The organism is Mesorhizobium sp. B2-6-4 (genome assembly GCF_006441495.1).
Lineage (GTDB): Bacteria > Pseudomonadota > Alphaproteobacteria > Rhizobiales > Rhizobiaceae > Mesorhizobium.
The window spans coordinates 146,362-168,900 of the sequence record NZ_VFUE01000001.1 but is presented as its reverse complement, the minus strand read 5'-3'; the positions used below and the strand labels follow the sequence as shown (position 1 = coordinate 168,900).

Annotated in this window: 20 protein-coding genes, 1 tRNA gene, 1 pseudogene and 1 riboswitch; of the genes and pseudogenes, 8 read left to right on the top strand and 14 right to left on the bottom strand. The window is 63.3% G+C overall.

Annotation, left to right across the window (positions count from 1 at the left end; translation table 11 throughout):
• Positions 1–20: 20 nt before the first annotated feature.
• Positions 21–413 (bottom strand): Co2+/Mg2+ efflux protein ApaG, encoded by a 393-nt coding sequence (gene apaG / locus FJ426_RS00775; RefSeq protein WP_140496634.1) that lies wholly within the window; start codon positions 411–413, stop codon positions 21–23.
• Between the two features lie 231 nt (positions 414–644).
• On the opposite strand from apaG, the pseudogene FJ426_RS00770 reads away from it, so the two are divergent.
• The 3 genes and pseudogenes from FJ426_RS00770 (at position 645) to FJ426_RS00760 (ending at position 2,483) form a co-directional block, all read left to right on the top strand.
• A pseudogene (locus tag FJ426_RS00770) lies at positions 645–1,797 on the top strand (ceramide glucosyltransferase).
• A 160-nt stretch (positions 1,798–1,957) separates the two neighbouring features.
• Positions 1,958–2,173, top strand: coding sequence for a BrnT family toxin (locus FJ426_RS00765; protein ID WP_140496630.1), 216 nt, complete (start codon positions 1,958–1,960; stop codon positions 2,171–2,173).
• Complete coding sequence (locus FJ426_RS00760; protein WP_140496628.1) at positions 2,157–2,483, top strand: BrnA antitoxin family protein; 327 nt, start codon at positions 2,157–2,159, stop codon at positions 2,481–2,483. Before FJ426_RS00765 ends, FJ426_RS00760 begins: the two co-directional genes overlap by 17 nt.
• Positions 2,484–2,504: 21 nt before the next feature.
• Here FJ426_RS00760 and FJ426_RS00755 read toward each other — a convergent pair whose 3' ends face one another.
• The gene (locus tag FJ426_RS00755; protein ID WP_140824711.1) at positions 2,505–3,692 is read right to left on the bottom strand and encodes an O-succinylhomoserine sulfhydrylase; all 1,188 of its coding nucleotides are present in this window, start codon (positions 3,690–3,692) and stop codon (positions 2,505–2,507) included.
• A 58-nt stretch (positions 3,693–3,750) separates the two neighbouring features.
• Positions 3,751–3,828, bottom strand: a riboswitch (SAM riboswitch).
• A 77-nt stretch (positions 3,829–3,905) separates the two neighbouring features.
• Here FJ426_RS00755 and FJ426_RS00750 point away from each other — a divergent pair.
• Both FJ426_RS00750 and FJ426_RS00745 read left to right on the top strand, forming a co-directional pair.
• On the top strand, positions 3,906–5,000 hold the full coding sequence (locus FJ426_RS00750) for a 2'-deoxycytidine 5'-triphosphate deaminase (RefSeq protein WP_140496624.1): 1,095 nt from the start codon (positions 3,906–3,908) through the stop codon (positions 4,998–5,000).
• 98 nt (positions 5,001–5,098) lie between these two features.
• The gene (locus FJ426_RS00745; protein ID WP_140523972.1) at positions 5,099–5,872 is read left to right on the top strand and encodes an ABC transporter substrate-binding protein; all 774 of its coding nucleotides are present in this window, start codon (positions 5,099–5,101) and stop codon (positions 5,870–5,872) included.
• Between the two features lie 215 nt (positions 5,873–6,087).
• On the opposite strand, the gene araD1 is transcribed toward FJ426_RS00745, so the two are convergent.
• The 4 genes from araD1 to chvE all read right to left on the bottom strand — a co-directional run bounded on the left by araD1 (position 6,088) and on the right by chvE (position 11,270).
• Positions 6,088–7,080, bottom strand: coding sequence for an AraD1 family protein (gene araD1, locus FJ426_RS00740; protein ID WP_140496620.1), 993 nt, complete (start codon positions 7,078–7,080; stop codon positions 6,088–6,090).
• Between the two features lie 199 nt (positions 7,081–7,279).
• Positions 7,280–8,572, bottom strand: a complete 1,293-nt coding sequence (mmsB, locus tag FJ426_RS00735; RefSeq protein WP_140496616.1) for a multiple monosaccharide ABC transporter permease — start codon at positions 8,570–8,572, stop codon at positions 7,280–7,282.
• Positions 8,569–10,101: a multiple monosaccharide ABC transporter ATP-binding protein gene (gene mmsA, locus FJ426_RS00730; protein ID WP_140496613.1), complete on the bottom strand. Its 1,533-nt coding sequence runs from the start codon at positions 10,099–10,101 to the stop codon at positions 8,569–8,571. The genes mmsB and mmsA overlap by 4 nt, the downstream gene beginning before the upstream one ends.
• 98 nt (positions 10,102–10,199) lie before the next feature.
• Complete coding sequence (gene chvE / locus FJ426_RS00725) at positions 10,200–11,270, bottom strand: multiple monosaccharide ABC transporter substrate-binding protein (RefSeq protein WP_140496611.1); 1,071 nt, start codon at positions 11,268–11,270, stop codon at positions 10,200–10,202.
• Between the two features lie 287 nt (positions 11,271–11,557).
• Between chvE and FJ426_RS00720 the strand changes: the two genes are divergently transcribed.
• A complete protein-coding gene (locus FJ426_RS00720; RefSeq protein ID WP_140513261.1) occupies positions 11,558–12,547 on the top strand; it encodes a LysR family transcriptional regulator in 990 nt (329 codons plus the stop codon).
• Here FJ426_RS00720 and FJ426_RS31205 read toward each other — a convergent pair.
• The 5 genes from FJ426_RS31205 to FJ426_RS00695 all read right to left on the bottom strand — a co-directional run bounded on the left by FJ426_RS31205 (position 12,525) and on the right by FJ426_RS00695 (position 17,959).
• The gene (locus FJ426_RS31205; RefSeq protein WP_140649375.1) at positions 12,525–12,890 is read right to left on the bottom strand and encodes a hypothetical protein; all 366 of its coding nucleotides are present in this window, start codon (positions 12,888–12,890) and stop codon (positions 12,525–12,527) included. The two genes, FJ426_RS00720 and FJ426_RS31205, sit on opposite strands and share 23 nt — an antisense overlap.
• Before the next feature lie 203 nt (positions 12,891–13,093).
• A tRNA-Gly gene (locus tag FJ426_RS00710) sits at positions 13,094–13,167 on the bottom strand.
• Positions 13,168–13,275: 108 nt separating this feature from the next.
• A complete protein-coding gene (locus FJ426_RS00705) occupies positions 13,276–15,168 on the bottom strand; it encodes an acyltransferase family protein (RefSeq protein WP_140560863.1) in 1,893 nt (630 codons plus the stop codon).
• Positions 15,169–15,370: 202 nt separating this feature from the next.
• The gene (locus tag FJ426_RS00700; RefSeq protein WP_140560862.1) at positions 15,371–16,861 is read right to left on the bottom strand and encodes a hypothetical protein; all 1,491 of its coding nucleotides are present in this window, start codon (positions 16,859–16,861) and stop codon (positions 15,371–15,373) included.
• Positions 16,862–16,930: 69 nt separating this feature from the next.
• A complete protein-coding gene (locus tag FJ426_RS00695) occupies positions 16,931–17,959 on the bottom strand; it encodes a glycosyltransferase family 2 protein (RefSeq protein WP_140513269.1) in 1,029 nt (342 codons plus the stop codon).
• Between the two features lie 440 nt (positions 17,960–18,399).
• Between FJ426_RS00695 and FJ426_RS00690 the strand changes: the two genes are divergently transcribed.
• A complete protein-coding gene (locus FJ426_RS00690; RefSeq protein ID WP_140496599.1) occupies positions 18,400–18,663 on the top strand; it encodes a DUF6460 domain-containing protein in 264 nt (87 codons plus the stop codon).
• A 3-nt stretch (positions 18,664–18,666) separates the two neighbouring features.
• On the opposite strand, the gene FJ426_RS00685 is transcribed toward FJ426_RS00690, so the two are convergent.
• Positions 18,667–19,569, bottom strand: coding sequence for a histone deacetylase (locus FJ426_RS00685; protein WP_140523989.1), 903 nt, complete (start codon positions 19,567–19,569; stop codon positions 18,667–18,669).
• A gap of 228 nt (positions 19,570–19,797) precedes the next feature.
• Here FJ426_RS00685 and FJ426_RS00680 point away from each other — a divergent pair, with 228 nt between their 5' ends.
• Entirely contained in the window at positions 19,798–21,060 is a 1,263-nt protein-coding gene (locus tag FJ426_RS00680) for an MATE family efflux transporter (RefSeq protein ID WP_246675462.1), read from the top strand.
• On the opposite strand, the gene FJ426_RS00675 is transcribed toward FJ426_RS00680, so the two are convergent.
• Positions 21,053–22,132: a quinone-dependent dihydroorotate dehydrogenase gene (locus tag FJ426_RS00675; protein WP_140560860.1), complete on the bottom strand. Its 1,080-nt coding sequence runs from the start codon at positions 22,130–22,132 to the stop codon at positions 21,053–21,055. The genes FJ426_RS00680 and FJ426_RS00675 overlap by 8 nt on opposite strands.
• Complete coding sequence (locus FJ426_RS00670; protein WP_140496591.1) at positions 22,129–22,479, bottom strand: DUF952 domain-containing protein; 351 nt, start codon at positions 22,477–22,479, stop codon at positions 22,129–22,131. The genes FJ426_RS00675 and FJ426_RS00670 overlap by 4 nt, the downstream gene beginning before the upstream one ends.
• Between the last annotated feature and the right edge of the window lie 60 nt (positions 22,480–22,539).

The window sequence follows — 22,539 nt, the reverse complement described above, 5'->3', positions numbered from 1 at the left end:
TGTCGCCGATTTCGCCTGGCCTAGTTCACCGTCCGCCTTGTCCCCGGCAGGTCGAGTGAGAAGGCGGGGATGGCGATGTCGAATGTCTCGCCCCGCTCGTTGCGCATGGTGTAGTGGCCGACCATGATCCCCGACGGCGTCGAGAGCGGACAGCCCGACGTGTATTGGTAGCTGTCGCCGGGATTGAGTTCGGGCTGATCGCCGACCACGCCGGCGCCTCGCACTTCCTCGACCCGGCCGGCGCCGTCGGTTATGTGCCAATAGCGCGACAACAGCTGCACGAATTCGTCGGACTGGTTGTCGATCGTTATCTGGTAGCCCCAGACATAGCGGTTTTCCGAAGGATCCGAGCGGTCCTCGAGATAGAACGGCCTGACCTGCACTTCGATGTTGCGCGTGACGGCGCGGTACATGAGCGGCTCCAAAACAAATCCGGTGTGGAACATTCGGCGCTCTTTGCGGTTCGATCAACCGTGCGCGTCCGAGTTGCTGTCCCTGAAGGGCAGGTGCCGACAAACAATGTCATTTGAGTGACACATGACAATGATGGTGTGCACCAGCAATGCCGGGCGACTCGGGCGCTCTGTCGAACTGTCGAAAACGGCCGCCAAGCGGGCCGGGTTTTCTGGAGTGACCGGATATCGATGGAACTCGCTCTCATAACCGGCTCGCTTTCGATCGCTCTCATCGCCTCAAATCTCGCCAGCATCCTGCTCGCCTGCTCGCGCCTGAAACGGCGCGCCGCCATCGCGCCGCCGGCCGGCAAGCCGCTGCCTGTCTCGATCGTCATCCCGGCGCGCGGCGTCGAGCTGTTTACCCATGAGACGCTTGAGCGCGCTTTCTCGCTCGACTGGCCGCGCTACGAACTGATCTTCTGTGTCGCCCATGCCGACGACCCCCGCGGTCAAGCCGATCCGCGCCGCGATTGCCCGCTTTCCAGCCGTGCCGGCCCGCCTGCTCACCGGCGACGACCGCGTCAGCGCCAACCCGAAACTGAACAACTGCGTCAAGGGCTGGGAGGCAGCGCGCCACGACTGGGTCATTCTCGCCGATTCCAACGTGCTGATGCCGAAAGACTACGTCCAGCACCTGATGGCGGCATGGCGGCGGGACACCGGCCTGGTTTGCTCGACGCCGATCGGTTCGCGGCCCGACGGCTTCTGGGCAGAAGTCGAATGCGCTTTCCTCAACACGCTGCAGGCGCGCTGGCAATATGCCGGCGAGGCGCTTGGCCTCGGCTTTGCCCAGGGCAAGAGCATGTTGTGGAACAAGCAGATGCTCGACGCCAATGGCGGCATCCGTGCGCTCGCCGCCGAGATCGCGGAGGATGCCGCGTCGACCAAACTGGTCAACAGGCTCGGCCTGCGCGTCAATCTCGTCGCTTCGCCCTTCGAGCAGCCGCTCGGGCAGCGCATGCCGGGCGAGATCTGGTCGCGCCAGGCCCGCTGGGCGCGCCTGCGCCGCGTCACCTTTCCGCTGTTCTTCGCACCCGAGATCCTGACCGGCGTGGCGGCTCCGCTCGTGCTGGCATTGATCGCCGCGGCCAGCGCCGGCGTCAGCCTGCCCATGACAGCGCTTTGCGTGCTGGCGCTCGCCTACCTGCCGGAATGCATGCTCGCCTCGGCAAAGGGCTGGTATCTGTCGCCGCGCATCGTCACCGCGATGATCGCACGCGACCTGATTTTGCCCGCGATCTGGATGCGCGGTTGGCTGGGCGGGGCCGTCGACTGGCGCGGCAACGCCATGACCATCGGCACCCAGGCGGCCGAGCTCGAAGAGACGCCCTCCCGCGCTTGATGTCGGCGGTTCAGCTTGATGTCGAGGAAGGTTATCGTATATACAAAAATTGTTGAACTAGGCTCTATTTTTGTGTATACAATAACCTATGGAGCGCCCCGACGGCGATGCTGTTCGAGTGGGATGAAACAAGGCAAAGACAAACAGGGCCAAGCATGGCGTGGATTTCGCGATCGCTCCGTCCTTCGATTTCGCCAATGCCGTTATCCGGCTCGATGACAGCGAGGATTTTGGCGAGGATCGTCTTGTTGCCATCGGTCTGATCGAGGCTGGCGTTTATGTGATGGTCTATGTCGAGCGAAGCCATGCGATCCGCGTAATTTCGCTACGCAAGGCAACGAGACAGGAGATTACGGACTATGTCGAAAACCTCTAAGACGATCGTGCGCCGCGAGGCTACTCCCCCAAAGCAGTCGCGCGCTGATGCTTTGGGGCTCGCCAGAAAGGCGCTTGGCGCGAGGACCGACGAGGAAGATGCTGCGATCACTGCCGCCGCCGAGGCCGATCCGGATGCGCAGCCGACCGATGCCGCTTCGCGCCGCAAAGTTGGCCGACCGCCGCTTGCGCGACCCAAACGTGCGGTACAGTTGCGCCTCGACGCCGATGTTGTCGACCGTTTCAGGGCCGGTGGTGATGGCTGGCAGACGCGCATGAACGAAGCATTGCGCAAAGCGGCAGGCCTGTAATCCTCGGTCTGCCACCAGTCCTCATCGGGCCTTCAACGCCTGCGCGATGTCGTCCAGCAAATCGTCGGTATCTTCCAGCCCGACCGACAGCCTGAGCGTGCCGGGTCCGATGCCGAGCTCGGCGCGCGCTTCATCGCTGAGGTTCTTGTGCGTCGTCGTCGCCGGATGGGTGATCAGGCTTTTGGCGTCGCCGAGATTGTTCGAGATCAGCACGATGTCGAGCGCGTTCTGCAAGGCGAAGGCACCCTGCTTGCCGCCCTTGACGTCAAAGCAGATCAGGGTGGAGCCGCCCGACATCTGCTTCTTCACGATATCGGCCTGCGGATGGTCGGCGCGGCCGGGATAGATGACGCGGGCGATCTCCGGCTGCTCGGCCAGGAAATCGGCGATCTTGCCGGCGCTCTCCGTCTGCTGGTGCACGCGCAGCGGCAGCGTTTCCAGGCCCTTCAGCAGCGTCCAGGCATTGAACGGCGACAGGCTGGGGCCCGTATGGCGGAAATAATCGTGCAGGTTCTCGTCGATCCACTTCTTGTCCGACAGGATGACGCCGCCGAGACAGCGGCCCTGGCCATCGATGTGCTTGGTCGCAGAGTAGACCACGATATGCGCACCGAGCTGCAACGGCTTCTGCTGGAGCGGCGTGGCGAAGACATTGTCCACAACCAGCCGCGCGCCGATCGAATTGGCAAGCGAAGCGACGGCGGCGATGTCCACCACCTCAAGCGTCGGGTTGGTCGGGCTTTCCAGGAAAAACAGCTTGGTGTTGGGCCGAACCGCCTTTTCCCAATTGGCGATGTCGGTGCCGTCGACCAGCGTCGCCTCGATGCCGTAACGCGGCGCCAGCGTCTCGACCACCCAGCGGCAGGAGCCGAACAGGGCGCGCGCCGCAACGATATGATCGCCGGCCTTGACGCTGCACAGGAGTGCTGCCGTCACCGCCGCCATGCCGGACGCGGTGGCGCGCGCGTCCTCGGCGCCTTCGAGCGCGCACATGCGCTTCTCGAACATGTCGACGGTCGGATTGGCGTAGCGCGAATAGATGAAGCCCGGTTCCTCGCCCTTGAAGCGGGCTTCGGCGGCTTGGGCCGTTTCATAGACATAGCCCTGGGTCAGGTACATCGCCTCGGAAGTTTCACCGAAGCCGGAACGCAGGGTCCCGCCATGCACGAGTGCGGTCTGAGGCTTCCAGTTGCGCGTCTTGCTCGTCATCGTCCTATCCAAACACAAAAAAAACCGGCCGCGAAAAAGTCGCAACCGGTCCATGCGGCCTTGCGGCCCGACGGTCCTTTAGCGACTTGTTTAACGTGGCTGCAAGCCGACCGGCCAAATCACCACGGGATAACGACCCTTTAGACCCGCGCCACGCTTGCGTCAATTGCCGGCTTCATTAAGAGACTTGTACCAGCAGAGCGGAGCCAGACTTTGCGGCAGACAGGAATTCTTCCCGATCAGGACATTGCGGCGCTGTTCCAGTCCGGCGCGCTGAAGTCGTCGCGTGCGCTCGACGCCGACCAGATCCAGCCGGCCAGCCTTGATCTGAGGCTCGGCGACAAGGCGTGGCGGGTGCGCGCGTCCTTCCTGCCGGGTCCCAACCATAAGGTCAGTGAAAAACTCGACCGGTTGAAGCTGCACGAGATCAGCCTGGCCGACGGCGCTGTTCTGGAAACCGGCTGCGTCTACATCGTGCCCCTGCTCGAAAGCCTGGCGCTGCCGGCGGAAATTTCGGCGTCCGCCAATCCCAAGAGCTCGACCGGGCGGCTCGATATCTTCACCCGCGTGATGACCGATCGCGGCCACGAGTTCGACAAGATCGCCGCCGGCTATCATGGTCCGCTCTATCTCGAAGTCAGCCCACGGACCTTCCCGATCGTCGTGCGCGCCGGCTCGCGCCTTTCGCAGATACGCTTCCGCACCGGCAATGCGCTGCTCTCGGAAGCAGAGTTGCATCAATTGCACCGGGCCGAAATGCTGGTCGCCACCGAACCGCCAAACATCTCCGGCGGCGGCATCGCATTGTCGATCGATCTCAACGGCGACAGTGACGGGCTGGTCGGCTATCGCGGCAAGCACCATACCGGCCTGGTCGATGTCGACAAACGCGCGGCGCAGGAGATCGTCGACTTCTGGGAGCCGATCCACAAGAGCGGCGCCGGCGAGCTGGTGCTCGATCCGGACGAGTTCTACATCCTCGTCAGCCAGGAAGCGGTGCATGTGCCGCCGCTCTACGCGGCCGAAATGACGCCCTTCGATCCGCTGGTGGGCGAGTTCCGTGTCCACTATGCCGGCTTCTTCGATCCGGGTTTCGGCCATTCGGCGGCCGGCGGCACCGGCAGCCGCGCCGTGCTCGAAGTGCGCAGCCATGAGGTGCCGTTCATCCTCGATCATGGCCAGATCGTCGGCCGGCTGGTCTACGAGCATATGCTGAAGCGGCCGCAGGCGCTTTACGGCACCGAGCTCGGCTCGAACTACCAGGCGCAGGGCCTGAAGCTGTCCAAGCACTTTCGCGCCGCGCCCTGAACGCTCATCACCGTCAGGCAAGATACTTGCCTGCGCCGGCTCGCCATGCTTGGCTGCCTCGCCGGCCGCCGACGTGGCGGCGCTCAAGGGGAATGAAAATGCAGATTTCGAAATGGATCATATCGGCGGCGGCCGCCGCCATGCTGACGCTTGGTGCCGGCGCCCTGTCGGCGCATGCGGCGGAGAAAATCAAGATCGGCACCGAGGGAGCCTATCCGCCGTTCAACACCATCACGCCCGACGGCAAGGTCGAGGGCTTCGACATCGACATCGCCAACGCCTTGTGCGCGCAGATGAAGGTCGAATGCGAGATCGTCACCCAGGACTGGGACGGCATCATCCCGGCGCTGCAGGCCAAGAAATTCGACGCCATCATCGCTTCGATGAGCATCACCGAGGAGCGCAAGAAGCAGGTCGCGTTCACCCACAAATACTATACGACGCCGCTGTCGCTCGTCGCCCTGAAGGACAGCGACATCGCCTCGACCGAACCGGCGGCACTCGCCGGCAAGACGGTCGGCGCCCAGGCGGCGACCACGCAGGCCAACTACGCCCAGGACGTCTATGGCAAGGCCGGCGCCGAAGCGAAGCTCTATCCGACCCAGGAAGAGGCAATCACCGATCTCCAGAACGGCCGCCTCGATGCCGTCCTTTCCGACAAGTTCGTGCTGATGGACTGGATGAAGAAGGCGAGCGACGGTTGCTGCAAGATGGTCGGCGACGTCAAGGGCACCGAGACCGAAGCCGGCATTGCCGTGCGCCTCGAGGATACGGCGCTGCGCGACAAGCTCAACGCAGCCATTGACGCCATCGTCGCCGACGGCACCTACAAGAAGATCCAGGACAAGTATTTCGATTTCGATATTTATTGAGATCTGAGACGCTTCTTACCTTCTCCCCTTGTGGGAGAAGGTGGCCTCGCGAAGCGAGGTCGGATGAGGGGTGTTCCAGGGAACGCCAACGCCTCACTCCGGCCAGCACCCCTCAACCGTCTCGGCGCTGCGCGCTGATCCACTGCCCTGGGGCGAGCCACGGGTCTCGCCCCGTCCTTCGGATCCCACAGGGGAGAAGGAAATGATGGCCACCCTCAGAGCGCCTTCACCGCCACCTTCACCGGCTGTTCGATTTCGAGCGGATTGCGCAGCGGCAGGCCGAAATCGCCGGCCTCGATCTCGAACACGTCGCCGGCCTCGGTCTTGATGCCGTCGGCGAAGGACAGGGTCGCGGTGCCGAACATGTGCACATGCACGTCGCCCGGCTGGCGGAAAGCCGAATATTTGAAATGGTGGTGTTCGAGATTGGCGATGGTGTGCGACATGTTCGCTTCGCCCGACAGGAACGGCTTTTCCCACATCAACTTGCTGTCGCGCCAGATGCGTGAGGAGCCCCTGATGTCGGCGGGCAGGTCGCCGACCAGGATCTCCGGTCCGAAGGAAGCGTTGCGCAGCTTGGAATGGGCGAGAAAGAGGTAGTTCACGCGTTCGGTCACATGGTCGGAAAATTCGTTGGACAGCGTGAAGCCGACCCGGAACGGCGCGCCGTCGTCGCCGATGACATAGATGCCGGCAACCTCGGGCTCCTCGCCGGCATCCTTGGCGAAGGCCGGCGACAGGAGCGCGGCACCCGGCGCCACGGCCATCGTGCCATTGCCCTTGTAGAACCATTCCGGCTGCACCCCGATCTGGCCTTTCGCGGGTTTGCCGCCTTCCAGCCCCATGCGGAACATCTTCATGGAATCGGTGAGCTGCTCCTCGCCATCGGTGCTGAGCTTCTTGTGCATGGAATCGCGCGTCGCCGCCGAGCCGAGATGCGTTAGCCCCGTGCCGGTCAGATGCAGATGCGCCGGATCGGGATGATTGATCGGCGACAGCAGCCGCCCCTTCTTGTAGGCGGCGTCGAGATCGACGGTCTCGCCGAGCCCCTTGCGTTCGATCAACGCGGCAAGGCCGACGCCGGTACGAGCGGCTTCCATCGCCAGCGAATAGACGCTGCGTGCGCCGTTGATGATCCGGGTCTTGCCGCCCGTGCGTGCAACGACACGGATGGTCTCGGCGTCGTCGAGAATCTGCGAGATCAGCATGATCAGTCCTCTCTCATATCTTGGCATGGCTGCCTTCTGGCAAACCCTGACCTGCGCGGCTCGGACTGGCCGTGCCACGGGTTGAACTCGTCGTCCGGATTGCGCTCGCGAGCCCGGTCCCTGAAGGACTTCTTCAAGCCGGCGAATTGCCGGCAGCGCCGCGACCGTATGCCTCCTGCTTGCCTCGCCTGAAACCTGTTCAGGCCTTGTTCTTGTTGTAGACGTCGAAGATCACGGCGCCGAGCAGCACCAGGCCCTTGACCACTTGCTGCCAGTCGACATTGACGCCCATGATCGACATGCCGTTGTTCATCACGCCCATGATGAAGCCGCCGACCACCGCGCCGATGACCTGACCGACGCCGCCCATCGCCGAGGCGCCGCCGATGAACACCGCGGCGATGACGTCGAGCTCGCTGCCGAGGCCTGCCGCCGGCACGGCCTGGCCAAGGCGCGCCGCGATGATCAGGCCGCCAAGCGCCGACAGCACGCCCATATTGACGAACACGTAAAGCGTCAGCCGCTCGGTCTTGATGCCCGACAGCTGCGCGGCCTTGGCGTTGCCGCCCATCGCATAGATGCGGCGGCCGATCGTCATGCGCTTGGTGACGAAGACGAACAGCGAGATCAGCAGGCCCATGACGAGCAGCACCACCGGCAGGCCCCGATAGCTGGCGAACTGGTAGACCAGGAACAGCGCCAGCGCGCTGCCGACCAGCGTCTTGATGACGAACAGGGTAAAGGGCTCGGCCTCATAGCCGTGGCGTTCGCGTTTGCGTCGCGTCCGTAGCCCGAAATAGGCATAGGCCAGCACGGCGATCAGGCCCAGCACGATCGTCGTCATGTGCAGCGTCAGACCGCTGCCCATAATCGTCTTGCCGGCTGCATTCACCGTTGGCGGGATCAGCGTCAGCGGTCCGATGACATCTGGAATGAAGCCGGAGCTGAGCGCCTTGAACTCGGGCGGCAGCGGTCCGACCGAAGATCCGCCGCCGAGCAGCGCCTGGCATATGCCGCGGAAGATCAGCATGCCGGCCAGCGTCACGATGAAGCTCGGTATTCGATGGTAGGCGATCCAGTAGCCTTGCGCCGCGCCGATCAGGCCGCCAACGATCAGGCAGACGATGGAAACCACCAGCGGGTTGCTGAATATGCCGAGAGGCCAGATCACCATCATCATCGCCGCCAGCGCGCCGATGAAGCCGGCCACGGACCCCACGCTGAGGTCGATATGGCCCGATACGATGACCAGCAGCATGCCGAGCGCCATCACGATGATGAAGGAGTTCTGCTGCACCAGATTGCTCAGGTTCACCGGCTTGAACAGCGTTCCCGAGGTGGTGAACTGGAAGAACACCATGATGGCGATCAGCGCCAGGATCAGGCCGTATTCGCGCAGGTTCGTCGCCAGCGCCGATACGGCGATGCGTGGACGCTGCCCTACATCTTCGGCGACGTTGCTTTGCGGGGCGGGGGCGCTTTCCGTGCTCATGCTGCTTTTCCTTCTCCCCGAACGATGGCGCGCATTATTCTTTCTTGGCTTGCGTCCGCCGCGGGCATTTCGCCGACGATGCGGCCTTCGTTCATGACATAGATGCGGTCGGTGATGCCGAGCAGTTCTGGCATTTCCGACGAGATGACCACGATCGCCTTACCTTCGGCCGCAAGGCGCGCGATGATCGTATAGATTTCATATTTGGCGCCGACATCGATGCCGCGCGTCGGCTCGTCCAGGATCAGCACTTCCGGGTCGGCGAACAGCCATTTCGACAGCACCACCTTCTGCTGGTTGCCGCCGGAAAGATTGCCGGTCATCTGATAGACGCTGGAGGCGCGGATGTTGGTCTGCTTGCGATAGTCGTTGGCGACGGCAAGCTCGCGCAAATCGTCGATCACGCTGTGGCGCGACACGCCGCCGAGATTGGCCAGCGTAATGTTGTGCTTGATATGGTCGATGAGATTGAGGCCGTAGGTCTTGCGATCCTCGGTCACATAGGCAATGCCGTGTTCGACCGCCCTGCTCACAGAGGAGACGTCGATCGGCTTGCCCTTGAGCAGCACCTCGCCGGTGATGCGGCGCCCATAGGAGCGGCCGAACAGGCTCATGGCGAATTCGGTTCGCCCGGCGCCCATCAGCCCGGCAATGCCGACCACCTCGCCCTTGCGCACATTGATGTCGATGCCCTTGATCACCTGCCGCTCGGCATGGAGCGGGTGATAGACCGACCAGTTCTTCACCTCGAACACGACCTCGCCGATATCGGGCTCGCGCGGCGGATAGCGATCGTCGAGCGAACGGCCGACCATCGAGGTGATGATGCGGTCTTCCGAGATGTCCTTCCTGGACAGCGTCTCGATGGTTCGCCCGTCGCGGATGACGGTCACCTTGTCGGCGACCCGGTTCACCTCGTTGAGCTTGTGCGAGATCAGGATCGAGGTCATGCCTTGCCGCTTGAATTCGAGCAGAAGGTCGAGCAGCGCCTGGCTGTCCTTTTCGCTGAGCGACGCCGTCGGCTCGTCGAGGATCAGGAGCTTGACCTCCTTGCTCAGCGCCTTGGCGATCTCGACCAGCTGCTGCTTGCCGACACCGATATTGGTGATCAGCGTCTTGGGGTCCTCCTTGAGGCCCACCTTCTTCAGCAGGGCGCTGGTGCGCGCCTCGTTGGCATTCCAGTCGATGACGCCGTATCGGGCGTGTTCGTTGCCGAGGAAGATGTTTTCGGCGATCGACAGCATCGGCACCAGCGCAAGCTCCTGGTGGATGATGACGATGCCCTTGCGTTCGCTGTCATGAATGCCTTTGAACTGGCATTCCTGGCCCTGAAAGATGATCTGGCCGTCATAGGTGCCGGAGGGATAGACGCCCGACAGCACCTTCATGAGCGTCGATTTGCCGGCGCCGTTCTCGCCGACCACGGCGTGGATCTCGCCTTCCTCGACCCGAAGGTTGACGTTCGACAGCGCCTTGACGCCGGGAAACGTCTTGGTGATGTCCTGCATCTCCAAAATCGTCGAGGCCATGGGTAAAGTGCTCCTGCGAGACCCGCAACAATACCGGGGTCGCTGGTGAACGAAAAGGGGCCCTGCGTTGCGCAGGACCCCTGGCTATGCAACCGAATTTACTTCAGTTCGTCGGCCTTGATGTAGCCGGAGTCGACGACCAGGGCCTGGTAGTTCGACTTGTCGACCTCATGCGGCGTCAGCAGGATCGAGGGAACGACCTTGACGTCGTTGTTGTAGGTCTTGGTGTCGAGGCCTTCCGGCTTGCCGCCCGAGAGCACCTTGTCGACGAGCTCGACGGTGGCCTTGGCCAGTTCGCGGGTGTCCTTGAACACGGTCGAGTACTGCTCGCCCGAGATGATCAGCTTGACCGAGGCGGTCTCGGCGTCCTGGCCGGTCACGATCGGCCACGGCTGGGCCTCCGTGCCGTAACCGACAGCGCGCAGCGAGGCGGTGATGCCGCGCGACAGGCCATCATAGGGCGACAGAACGCCATCGACGCGGCTGCCGTCCGAATAGTTGGCCGACAGCAGATTGTCCATGCGCGCCTGGGCGGTGGCGGCGAGCCAGCGCAGCGTGCCGACCTTGTCCATGCCGGTCTGGCCGGACTTGATCTTGATCGAACCGTCGTCGATCAGCGGCTGCAGGACGGAAATCGCACCATTGTAGAAGAAGAAGGCGTTGTTGTCGTCGGGTGAGCCGCCGAACAATTCGACGTTCCACGGCTTGGTATTCGGGAAGCGCTCCTTGAGGCCCTTGACCAGCGAATTCGCCTGGATCACGCCGACGCCGAAATTGTCGAACGTGGTGTAGTAGTCGACATTGGGCGTCTTCTTGATCAGGCGGTCATAGGCGACGACGACGACGCCGGCATCAGCGGCCTTCTGCAGCGCATCCGACAGGGTGGTGCCGTCGATCGAGGCGATGATCAGCGCCTTCGGACCCTTGGTGATTTCGTTTTCCAGCTGGCTGAGCTGGTTGGGGATGTCGTCCTGCGCATATTGCAGGTCGACCGTATAGCCCAAAGCCTCGAGCTGGGACTTGACGGCGTCGCCGTCGTTGATCCAGCGCTGCGAGGTCTTGGTGGGCATCAGCACGCCGACGAGACCCTTGTCGGCGGCGTGCGCCGAATAGGTCATGGCAGCGATGCCAAGGGCCGCGACGGCGGCCAGCGTCTTGATGATCTTCACAATTACTCTCCCTGGTTGATGGACGCGACACCTCGGGGCTTCGCGGGCCGCGCAGGCGAGCAGAAGCGCAAGCGCCGCTGTCGTCTATCGATCTCCGGTATCCTCCCAATCGGCCCTGGGACTGATTCAATCGACACGATTTTCCTCGTCATCGACTGGCACGCCCCAGGACGCGCGAAGGGTGTGTCCCTTTGCCATAACTGTCAAATGCGATCTTTGATGATTGCTATACCGAAACTGGTATACGTTGACGCTGAACTCAGGGCATTGGGAGCGAAGGGAAATCCATGGCAACGTTGCGCAATCCTGGCGGGATTTCAGAAGGTTACGAGGTGCTCCCCGGTGACGGCGAGACCCTGCTGCGCAGCGGCCTCAGCCTGCGCCATATGCGCATGATCGTTGCACTGGACGATCACGGCCGGGTCAGTTCCGCCGCCCAGGTCATGAATATCTCACAGCCGGCGGCCTCGCGCATGATCGCCGAGATGGAAGCCGTGCTGGACGTCACGCTCTGCGAAAGGCTGCCGCGCGGCGTCACCTTGACCCCCTATGGCAAGGCGTTGGCCAGGCGCGCGCGCTCCATCCTTTTGGAGATGCGCGAGGTCGATCGCGAGATCTCCGAACTCAAGGCGGGCAAGGGCGGCTCGGTGTTCCTCGGTGCGGTGACGGCGCCCGCGATCGAGCTCGCGGTCCCGGCGATCCGCGAAATCCGCCGCATCTACCCGCGCATCGAGATCACCATGCAGGTCGAGACCTCCAACGTGCTGGCGCGCGAGTTGATCGCGTCGCGCCATGACTTCATCATCGCGCGCATCCCCGACGATCTCAACCCGCGGCTGTTCGAGTCCCGTGTCATCGGCGTCGAGAAGGCCTGCCTGATCGTGCGCCGGGGCCATCCGCTGACCGAGGGCAAGGCGGTGCGGTTGGAGGAGACCGCGGCCTATGACTGGGTTTTCCAGTCCGGCGGCTCGCCGCTGCGCCAGGCCATGGAGAGCAATTTCCTGAACCGCAACATCGCGCTGCCGGACCGCATCCTCAACACCAGTTCGCTGCTCCTGACCCTGGTCATGGTCGCGCACTCCGACGCCATCGCGCCGGTCTCGGTCCAGGTGGCGAAATTCATCCAGAATCCCGAAGGGCTGGCCGGCGCCATCGACGTCGTGCAGACCGAATTCGACATCGAGGTTCGGCCTTACAGCCTGATCACAGTGAAGAACCGTGCGCTGTCGCCGGCGGCGAAGATGCTGCATGATTTCATCCTGCGCGAAGTGGGGTGACCGGAACAAAAACCAGGTAAGTGCGTTCAAAGGCCAATCGGCGTTCGCGCCGGAGCTCGTTTTGAGCCGGGGAACGATGCGCCGATGATAAACAACTCGGGAGATTTTGATGGAACGTCGGTTGTTTCTTACTGGAATGCTTGGCGTCGCGGGGGCAGTTGCTTTTGCAGGCCTGGCCAGGCCTGGCAGAGCAGTTGCCGGGGTCCCGAACGGCAACGGAATCCTTGACGAACTCGATAAGGACGACCTCGACAGGGCTGATGCGGCCGTCTTCGAAGGAGACGATCAAGCCGAGGTGGAGCAGATCTCGCATCGCCGGTGGCATCGCCGGCACCGTCGTCATGGGCGCCGCCGCGCCTGGCGCAGGGTCTGCCGCAGCTATTGGCGCCGCGGTCGCCGCCATGTCCGCTGCTGGCGCAGGCGCGTCTGGGTTAGTGTTTGGCTCTAAAACGATACCGGGAAAACGGCTGGAGCGGTTTTCCCGGAATTGCGCGAGAAACCGGTAGTTGGAGCGGCTTGGTAAGGGCTCAAACCCTTGGCGCAGACTGGAGCGGGTAGCGGGAATCGAACCCGCGCGTTCAGCTTGGGAAGCTGACAGGCTACCATTACATCATACCCGCGCAGCAGCCTCGTTACCATGAGGGCTGGCCATCGGGCAATCGCAAAGCGGCTCACTTTTCACACGGTACCGTCCCAGCGACCGGCGCGCCGCATGCCGGTCACGCCTGCTATCTCACTTTCGCGATCTCGGTGCCGGCTGCAAAGCTCGGCCAGTATCTCGAGATGGCGAGTGCTGCGCCCGCGGAAGAGAAGTGACCATAGTCGAAATAGAGAAATTGCTTGTTGCCGGCATCGGCATACGAGCAGCCTGCGGCGTCGCACAGATAGGTCAGCGGGTCTATGAAGTCAGCGCCTTTGACGAAGGGCAGAACCCGCTTGTTGATGTCCGGATCCATGGCCATCGGCCAGGACATGTTCGCGGTATCTCCTCGTCTTGCGAAGAAGGCGATTTTCTGGACGTCGGCGATGAATTCGGGAGACTGGCCGATGACGTAGACCTTGACGCCCATCTGGCGAAGCCGGTCGATCGTCTTCTGGAGACCGCCGAAGCCCCTGACCTCGTAGTCGGTCCATCGGCCACTCAGGATCACGGCCTGAATGTTGGCTTCGCGGATGATCGACAGGGCCCGCTCGTTGAAGCTGGTACAGGCAGGTCGGGCATAGGAAAAATAGGTCAGGTCCGGGGGGCAGCCGGCATAGGTGTATTGGATGACGTTAGCCTGGATTTTCTGGGCGTTGGCTTCAAGTCCCGAGACATAGTGGGCGGCGAAGGAATCGCCCCACAACAGCACATTGGTGGCAAAGCCGCTCGTTCGGGTGCAGGCGGCAAGGTTCCAGTCCTCGATCCGGTTCGAGCCTTCGTTGAAGCAGATGCCGTTGCGCCAGTCGCCAACCTGGATCCGTTCCGTTGAAAAGTCCGGGAAGCGTTGCGGGAAACCGTTGCCGAGCGCCCCGGCCACGCCGCCGACGCAGAGCAGGACGATTGCCGTCGCGGAAAAGGCGAAGATAGGCAGCGGTGCGGTGTAGGCCCGTTTCCGCCGAAACGGCTGCTCGACATATTTCCACGAGAACGCCGCCAGGGCGAAGCTTGCCACGGTCATGGCGATGATCGTCGGCACGCCGATGGCTTTCAGCGAAACGTAATGGACGAAGGAATTGATCGGCCAATGAACGAGGTAGAGCGAATAGGAAATGAGGCCGATCCAGACCAGCGGCGGAAACTGCAACACCCGCGTGGCGATGGTTGCCGGCCCCCGTTCGCCCGCCCTGTCATGGCCGGCATAGATGAGCAAGGCGGTGCCGATGCAGGGGAACAAGGCATTGTAGCCCGGAAACGGGTCGCTCTCCGAAATCGTGACGAAGCCGAAGGCGACCATGGCAAAGCCGGCGAGGCCGATCAGTTCCATTGCCGGCCGGCTGGCAAGTGCCGGCGGCTTTCTCAGCATCAGCATGGCCCCCAGCGCCAGTTCCCAGATGCGCGTCGGCAACAGGTAGAAACCCGCCGTGGGCGCCATCGAGGTCGCCATGACCGCCAGGGCGAAACTGCCGATCGCGATCGGCAGCAATATCGTCAGCCAGCGTTTCGAGGCATAGCGATAGATCAGGTACACCAGTATGGGCGCGAAGATGTAATATTGCTCTTCGACCGAGAGCGACCATGTGTGCAGCAGCGGCCGCAGCTCGGCGTCGATCGAGAAATAGTTCGTCGTCTTCCAGAAATAGATGTTCGACCAGAAGGTCGAGGCCGCGATGACGCTGAGGCTGAATTCGTGCAGGTCCGATGGCAAAAGGATGAACCAGGCGGCAGTGCCTGCGAGCACGATGACGAAGGTCAGCGCCGGCAGGATGCGCCGAGCGCGGCGCCAATAGAAGCGGCCGATCGAAAACTGGCCGCGTTCGAGATCGTCGAGCAGGCTGCCGCTGATCAGATAGCCCGATATGACGAAGAAGATGTCGACGCCGGTGAAGCCGCCTGGGATGACGGACAAGCCGAAATGAAAGAGGACGACAGGCAGCACCGCTATGGCCCGCAGGCCGTCGATGTCGCGTCTGTAGTTCATGCGGCCGGTTCGCGCGCCATGGCCGGCGGCAGTCGTGGCGCACCCGGTTCACCGGCCCATGCGGCGGCATTGCCGCGATGCGAGAAAGCCTTGATTCTCGATCCCACTTTGCTCGTCCTCTCCGGTGCAATTTGCTGCACCGCAACATCGGTGTCAAGGCGAATGCTGGAGGGCCGAAGCCGGTTTGGGCTGGCGCCGCGGATCAGGCGCCGGGCAGGTAGATCACGGCGTATTCGTCCGCGTAGGCCCGCTTCCAGCCCAATTCCTCGAAGAAGGGAATGCGGGTGTCGCCGGCCGCCAGCAGCGCCCAGCCTATGGCGTATTTCTTCAGCCGGGCCTCGAGCAGTGGTTTGCCGTCACTGTGTCCGGTCGCGTCGTCGGCTTTCGTGAACCCGTCCAGGAACAGCTGGTCCGTCCTGCCGTCGATGTAGGTCTTGATCCCGTGGAAGATCAGCGTGCCGCCGAAATTGTAGGAATTCAGCACGTTGCCGGACAGGTGCTGATCCCTTGCGAAGGCGAGTGCTCCGATGGCGGACGTCTTCGGGCTCGGCGCGATCTGTTGGACGCTGCCGAGGACCGAGACCGCGCCGATCAGCAGGACGGCCACTGCGCCTGAGATGGCGTAGTAATGCCTGGCGAAGAAATTTTCCAATCCGTCGCGCTTTTGCGCCAGCCAGGTCGCGGCTGAAAGTGCGGGATATTGCTGTGCGACCTCAGCCATGATCACCAGCGGAACCAGCAGGAAGAACAGATACATGAACCGCTGGTGACTGAGATAGGCATGCAGGGTGAAGAGGATGAACAGTGCCTTGGCCCAGCCGATCTGCAGCCGTGACACCAACAGCCCGAAAAGCGCCAGCAGCATCACGGCTTCCTTGACGAGCTCTTCCTGGGCGTTGAAGGGCCGCCACTCCAGGATAAGCGGCACCGCTTCATTGCCATAGGCGACGGTAAGCGTCGCCAGGATGGCCTTGACGCCATAGGGATGGACCAGGCTGACCACTGGGCAGAGCAGGCCGAACGCGACCCATTTCGCCAGGAGAACCGGTTTCGACAGGCCTATGCGCGACAGGAGATACAGACCGGCAAAGCCGGCGATGACGAAGCTCAAGGTGAACGTGGCATGCAGGTTCGCCCACAACACGACGAGCGCGAGCAGCCACGGGGATGGCGCTCTTTCCTCCTGCGCCGCGCGAAACAGCATTGCCGTCCAAATGACGATGATCGGCAAAGTGAAAACGTGGGGGCGCGCGGTATAGATCGGGGCGACAAGGAAAGCCGCGACGAAAGCCAGCACCACCGCTAACACCGGCTTCAGCCATGCGCTGAGGAACCATCCCATCAGGAAGACTGTCAGGCCGATCGTGGCGATGATCAGCGTGACGACGCCATTCCAGCCACCGGCGCCATAGGCGAGCGCCAGAAGCACCTGCCCCAGCCATTCCTTGGCGATCCAGGGCTGGCCGGCGAAGGTATAGGAATAGGGGTCGACGGTCGGAAATGTCAGGTTCGCCAGGAAATCCAGCCCGACCTTCACCTGCCACCAGCTGTCAGGATCCAGAAGGAGGGAGTTGGCATGCCTCATCAGCACGTAGGCAACGGTGCAGGCGCAGAAAAGACAGAACAACAGCCTGCTGCGCTGTGCATCCTCGAGCGACGGCGTAGCCATCGCGATTGCCGTGGCTTGGTTCATGTCGCGGCTCCCGGCCATTTCGCGTTCGTTCCGGTCGAGAGGTCCCGTTGCGGCCGGTCGATCGTCGCCTTAGCCACGCGCGGCTCTCTTCACCATTTCCTGGAGGCGGTGGACAGGCAGGTCCTGGTTTTCGACGGCCACATCGCTTCGCGAAACGATCTCGTTGACGAAATAGAGCGGCCGCCGCTTCGTCTCCATGTACATCCGGCCGAGATATTCGCCGAATATGCCGAGCACCAGAAGCTGAACACTGCCCAGGATCAGCATGATCGCGGCAAGGCTGGTCCAACCCGGCAGCACGTTTCCCAGCGACCACTCGAGCAGCGTATAGCCGAGCACGACCATCCCCAGCACGCCGGAAAGCATTCCCAGAAGCGAGGCAAACCGCAACGGCGCGATGGAAAAGCTGGTCATCGCATCGACAGCCAGGAGGACCATCTTCTTGAGCGGATAGTGGGTGGCGCCGGCGAAACGCCGTTGCCGCTCATAGGAGAAGGCGGCCTGTCTCAGCCCAATCCAGCTCACCATGCCGCGAATGAACCTGTAGCGCTCCGGCATGGCGTTCAGATGGTCGAGGGCGCGGCGGCTCATCAGCCTGAAATCACCGGTGTCCGGCGCGATCTCGACGTCGACCATCCGGCGCAGCAGCCGGTAGAACATCGACGCGGAAGCCAGCTTGAACCAGCCTTCGCCATCACGCTTGGCCCTTTGACCGTAAACGACATCGAAGCCTTCATCCATCTTCGCCATCATCGCGCCGAGCAGTTCAGGCGGATCCTGGAGATCGGCATCGAGAATGAGGATGCGCTGGCCCCGGCAGAACTCCAGCCCCGCGCTCAGCGCGATCTGGTGGCCATAGTTGCGGGCAAGGTCGATGGCGACGACATGGTCGTCCTTTTGCGCCAGTTCGAAAACGGCCTCGCGGGTGCCGTCGGTCGCTCCGTCGATGACAAGCACGATCTCGTAGGAAGGGTTTTGCGCCAGGCAAGCGGCGGTGACGCGTCGGTGAAGCTCAGCCACGCCGTCCCGCTCGTTATAGCACGGCACGACAACCGAAAGCATGACCGCGCGGCGCGCGCCGATTTTTTCCGCTTCCATCAAAGCCTGGCTCCCGCTCCAGGAATGGCAATAGCGGCAATTGGTTAGAAAACAGATAAGCCGGCCGCGATCAGCCGCCACCGGCCGCTCGCCTGCCATGCGCCTATGGTCGCCGGCTTGGTACCAGGGCACGATCCGCGTTAACGAGTTCCTTCGGAGCCTTCGACTGCGCGCTGTTGACGGAGCCTTGAACGGATAAACCCGCCTGTGCGGCGGGTCCCTGGCGCAGCTCAGCACCATAGCCAAATATCTACCATAGTTGCCTTCACCCCGTCAAGGAAAAAATTCCTAGTAAGGAACCGCTGGCACAGCCGGATTGGCCGTCATAGGCTTTGTCGGCCAAGGTTCGGCGGCTTGGCCCGCCCGGCTTGAAGCGGGGCGGCCAAGTGCGTATTTCTGATCCTGTCGCCGAATCGGGCGATCAGAGCCGGAGACAGGTCTTGTCCGCATTGACGCGCTTTCTCGGCGACACCCCGCTCAGGGTACTCCTGAAGTTGCTGGTGGTGTCGTTCCTCGTCGGCCTCGTCATGACCGCCTTCGGCTGGTCGCCGATGGACGTGCTCTACGGCATCCGCAAATTCTTCCTGGATCTCTGGAATCTGGGCTTTCATGCCATCGACCGCTTCCTGGGTTATATTCTGCTGGGTGCGGCGATCGTGGTTCCGGCGTTCATCCTGCTCAGAATCGCCAACTACAGGAAATAGCGGTCAGGCGTAGTCCGCCGCCGCCTCGAACAGAATGGCATGGCGCGCCGCGAGCGCGGCTACGTCGGTCGAATAGCCGCCGCCGATGACGCCGCATAGCGCGATGCCGCGCGAGCGGAAGTGACCGATCACCATGGCGTCGCGGGCACGAAGCCCGTCGTTTGAAAGCGCCAGCCTGCCGAGCCGGTCCTCGGCATGGACGTCGACGCCGGCATTGTAGAAAACGATGTCCCAGCGCGCATGGGCGGACAGCTCCGGCAAGATGGCGGCCAACCTTTCGAGATAGGCGGCATCGCCCGTGCCGTCGGGCAGTGCGACATCGAGGTCGGAGGCGATCTTGCGCGCGGGGTAGTTGCGCTCGCCATGCATGGAGAAGGTGAACACGCGCTGATCGCCAGCCAGGATATCCGCCGTGCCGTCGCCCTGATGCACATCCAGATCGACCACGAGTATGTTCCGCGCCGCGCCTTCGGCAAGCAGCACCAGCGAAGCGACGGCGACGTCGTTGAAGGTGCAGAAGCCCGCGCCCTGCGCGCGGCGCGCATGATGGCTGCCGCCGGCGGTGTTGCAGGCAATGCCGTGGCGCAAGGCCAGCCGGGCCGCCAGTACTGTGCCGCCGGTGGCGAGTTGGGCGCGCAGCGAGACGCGCGGGCCGACCGGAAAGCCGATCTCGCGTTCGATCTTTTCCGGCACCGAACAGCTGATGACCTGGTCGACATAGTCAGCCGCATGGGCACGCTTCAGCCATGGTGCGGGTGCCGCTTCCGGCATGCTGAGCGCCCCCTGCACGGCCAGTCCGCGTGCGCGCAAGGCTTCCATCAGCAGCGGATATTTGCTCATCGGAAAGCGATGGTTGACGGCGAAGCCGGCGTCGTAGTCGGGGTGATGGACGATCTGGAGGGACATGGACCGGATCCGGCGGCTCGCGCCAGACCGGAATTTCGGTTGGCCGCCATGGCAAGGATGGATTGCGCGGTGGCCGGAAAATGGGGCACACCGGCTGTTCGATCAAGCCGCAATCAGCAAGGCAGCAATTCTTTGGAGAAGGGTGCAATCCCAGCCGACGCCGGATCCCCAATCGTTCCCGGATCCTTTGTCGTCACCAACCGCACGGTGCTCGTCATCGCCGTGCCGATGACGCTCGCCTACCTGACGACGCCGCTGCTCGGCATGGTCGATACGGCTGTTGTCGGACAGCTCGGCGACGCCGCCTTGCTTGGCGGCCTGGCGGCAGGCGCGCTGGTCTTCGACGTCGTGTTTACCACCTTCAATTTCCTGCGCTCCGGCACCACCGGTCTGGTCGCCCAGGCTTTCGGGCGCGACGACGCGCTGGAGGAACAGGCGGTGTTCTGGCGCGCCGTGCTGATCGCTGTTGTCGCCGGCATCGTGCTGGCTGCGCTTTCGCCGCTGATCGCGGCCGGCGGGCGGTGGTTCATGGATGCCGGGCCGCGCGTCAGCGGGGCGATGGGCGTCTATATCGGCATCAGATTGCTCGCGGCACCTTTCTCGCTGATCAACTACGCCATTCTCGGCTATGTCCTCGGCCGAGGCGAGGGCGGGCTCGGGTTGGTGCTGCAGCTGGTGCTGAACGGCATCAACATCGCGCTCTGCATCCTGCTTGGCCTGGAGCTTGGCTGGGGCGTCGCCGGCGTCGCATGGGCAACCGTCACCGGCGAATTCCTGGCCATGTTGCTTGGCCTCGCCATCGTCATCAGGCGGTTCAGGGCAAGCCCGCCCGTGCCACGCCAACGCCTGCTCGACATGAGCGCGTTCCTGCGCATGCTGTCGCTCAACCGCGATATCATGATCCGCTCGTTCTCGCTGCTTGCCGCCTTTGCGCTGTTCACCCGCCAGGGTGCGCAATTCGGTACGGTCACGCTGGCCGCCAACGCCGTGCTGATGAATTTTTTCCTCGTCGCAGGCTATTTCCTCGACGGTTTCGCCACCGCCGCGGAACAGCTCGCCGGCCGCGCCGTCGGTGCGCGGGCTGAGCACCCGTTCCGGCGCGCGGTGCGGTTGACCCTGTTCTGGGGGTTCGGATTGGCGGGCGCCGCAACCCTGGTGCTTCTGCTGGCCGGTGCCAATCTGGTTGCCGTCGTTACAACGTCGCAGGAAGTCCGCTCGGTGGCCGACACCTACCTGCCCTGGGCGGCCTTCACCGCACTGAGCGGCGTGCTGGCTTTCCAGATGGACGGCGTCTTCATCGGCGCGACCTGGTCGCGCGACATGCGCAACATGATGCTTTTGTCTTTCCTGGCCTTCGCCGCCGCGCTGATTACGCTGGCGCCCGCTTTCGGCAATCATGGCCTGTGGGCGGCATTGCATGTCTTCCTGCTGGTGCGTGGCCTCAGCCTGCTGGCTATCCTGCGGTTGCGGCTGCGGACGGCATTCAGTTGAGCGGCCTTGAAGCCCATTGGTCGAGATGGCGGTCGCGCAAATCGCTGATGGAGTTGAGCCGTTCCGTGTCGGCGAAACGCGCCATGCCGGCGACGATGCGTCCCGGCAGCGCCGGCCCGGCATAGATCATGCCGGTGTAAAGCTGGACGAGATCCGCGCCTGCGCGGATCTTCTCGAGCGCCGTCTCGGCGGAGTTGACCCCACCCACGCCGATGATGGCCATGTCCGGCCCCAGCAGCCTGCGCATACGGGCCAGCACGATGGTCGAGCGCTCGAATAGCGGCCGGCCGGAAAGCCCGCCGGTCTCGCTTGCCGCACCGCTGGAGTGTAGCGCCGGGCGAGAAATGGTGGTGTTGGAGACGATGATGCCGTCTATGGCGTTGTGGGTGACCTCGGCGGCGATGTCTTCCAGCTCGGCTTCGACCAGGTCCGGCGCAATCTTGAGAAACACCGGCGGCTGCCTTGCCGCCGCCGCGCGCGCGGCCATGACGCGCGACAGGAGCTCGCCAAGCTGTTCGCGCGCCTGCATGGTGCGCAGGCCGGGCGTATTGGGCGAGGAAATATTGACGGTGAGATAGCTGGCGTAGGGCGCGAAGCGGATGACGCCGCGCTCATAGTCACCGACGCGGTCGGCGCTGTCCTTATTGGCGCCGATGTTGACGCCGACGATGCCGGGGCGCTCCTCGCGGCCGACCAGGCGTTTCTCGGCGGCCGCATGGCCTTCATTGTTGAAGCCGAGCCGGTTGATCACCGCTTCATCCGCCGGCAACCGGAAGATGCGCGGCTTCGGATTGCCAGGCTGCGGCAGCGGCGTCACCGTGCCGACCTCGGCAAAGCCGAAGCCGAGGCCGAGAAGCGCATCGGGCACCTCGGCATTCTTGTCATAACCGGCAGCCATGCCGAGCGGATTGGGGAAATCGAGGCCGCAGAGGCTGACCTTCAGCCGCGCATCTCGCGCCGTCCGTGCGCCGACCGGCAGGCCACAGCGCAGCGCCGCGATCGACAGGCCATGCGCGGTTTCCGGGTCGAACGTGAAGAGCAGCTTCTGGCCAATCCGGTCGAGCACGCTCATTCGGCCTCCAGCGCGGGGAACTGGTGGGTGCCGTCGGCGCCGAGCGGCAGCGGCCGGACCCACAGCACGGCTTTCAGGTCGAGCACGCCGTAGAGGTGCGGAAACAGCGCGCCGCCGCGCGAGGCTTCGTATTTTAGCGCATCGCCCAGGCTGGTCCCGTCGATGGCGACCAGCAGAAGCCCCGCCTGGCCGGCAAAATGCTTCGCCGCCGTCTCCTTGACCTGTGCCGCCGTGGAGAAATGGATGAAGCCGTCGGCGACATCGATCGGCGCACCGGTGAAGCGGCCGTTCGCTTCGGCCTCGCGCCAGGGCCCTTCCGGGGTTATCTTGTAGATAATCTGAGACATGGTTGCGCTATAGTCCGAACCAGCCGTGCGGGGAAGGCCGTGCCAAGCGTCTTCCCCATT

Excerpts from the sequence above, each read along its gene's own strand:
- apaG (WP_140496634.1), bottom strand. The coding sequence starts at position 413 with ATGTACCGCGCCGTCACGCGCAACATCGAAGTGCAGGTCAGGCCGTTC.
- FJ426_RS00760 (WP_140496628.1), top strand. The coding sequence starts at position 2,157 with ATGTCGAAAACCTCTAAGACGATCGTGCGCCGCGAGGCTACTCCCCCA.
- FJ426_RS00755 (WP_140824711.1), bottom strand. The coding sequence starts at position 3,692 with ATGACGAGCAAGACGCGCAACTGGAAGCCTCAGACCGCACTCGTGCAT.
- FJ426_RS00745 (WP_140523972.1), top strand. The coding sequence starts at position 5,099 with ATGCAGATTTCGAAATGGATCATATCGGCGGCGGCCGCCGCCATGCTG.
- araD1 (WP_140496620.1), bottom strand. The coding sequence starts at position 7,080 with ATGCTGATCTCGCAGATTCTCGACGACGCCGAGACCATCCGTGTCGTT.
- mmsB (WP_140496616.1), bottom strand. The coding sequence starts at position 8,572 with ATGAGCACGGAAAGCGCCCCCGCCCCGCAAAGCAACGTCGCCGAAGAT.
- mmsA (WP_140496613.1), bottom strand. The coding sequence starts at position 10,101 with ATGGCCTCGACGATTTTGGAGATGCAGGACATCACCAAGACGTTTCCC.
- FJ426_RS00720 (WP_140513261.1), top strand. The coding sequence starts at position 11,558 with ATGGCAACGTTGCGCAATCCTGGCGGGATTTCAGAAGGTTACGAGGTG.
- FJ426_RS31205 (WP_140649375.1), bottom strand. The coding sequence starts at position 12,890 with ATGACGACGGTGCCGGCGATGCCACCGGCGATGCGAGATCTGCTCCAC.
- FJ426_RS00705 (WP_140560863.1), bottom strand. The coding sequence starts at position 15,168 with ATGAACTACAGACGCGACATCGACGGCCTGCGGGCCATAGCGGTGCTG.
- FJ426_RS00700 (WP_140560862.1), bottom strand. The coding sequence starts at position 16,861 with ATGAACCAAGCCACGGCAATCGCGATGGCTACGCCGTCGCTCGAGGAT.
- FJ426_RS00695 (WP_140513269.1), bottom strand. The coding sequence starts at position 17,959 with ATGGAAGCGGAAAAAATCGGCGCGCGCCGCGCGGTCATGCTTTCGGTT.
- FJ426_RS00685 (WP_140523989.1), bottom strand. The coding sequence starts at position 19,569 with ATGTCCCTCCAGATCGTCCATCACCCCGACTACGACGCCGGCTTCGCC.
- FJ426_RS00680 (WP_246675462.1), top strand. The coding sequence starts at position 19,798 with ATGACGCTCGCCTACCTGACGACGCCGCTGCTCGGCATGGTCGATACG.
- FJ426_RS00675 (WP_140560860.1), bottom strand. The coding sequence starts at position 22,132 with ATGAGCGTGCTCGACCGGATTGGCCAGAAGCTGCTCTTCACGTTCGAC.
- FJ426_RS00670 (WP_140496591.1), bottom strand. The coding sequence starts at position 22,479 with ATGTCTCAGATTATCTACAAGATAACCCCGGAAGGGCCCTGGCGCGAG.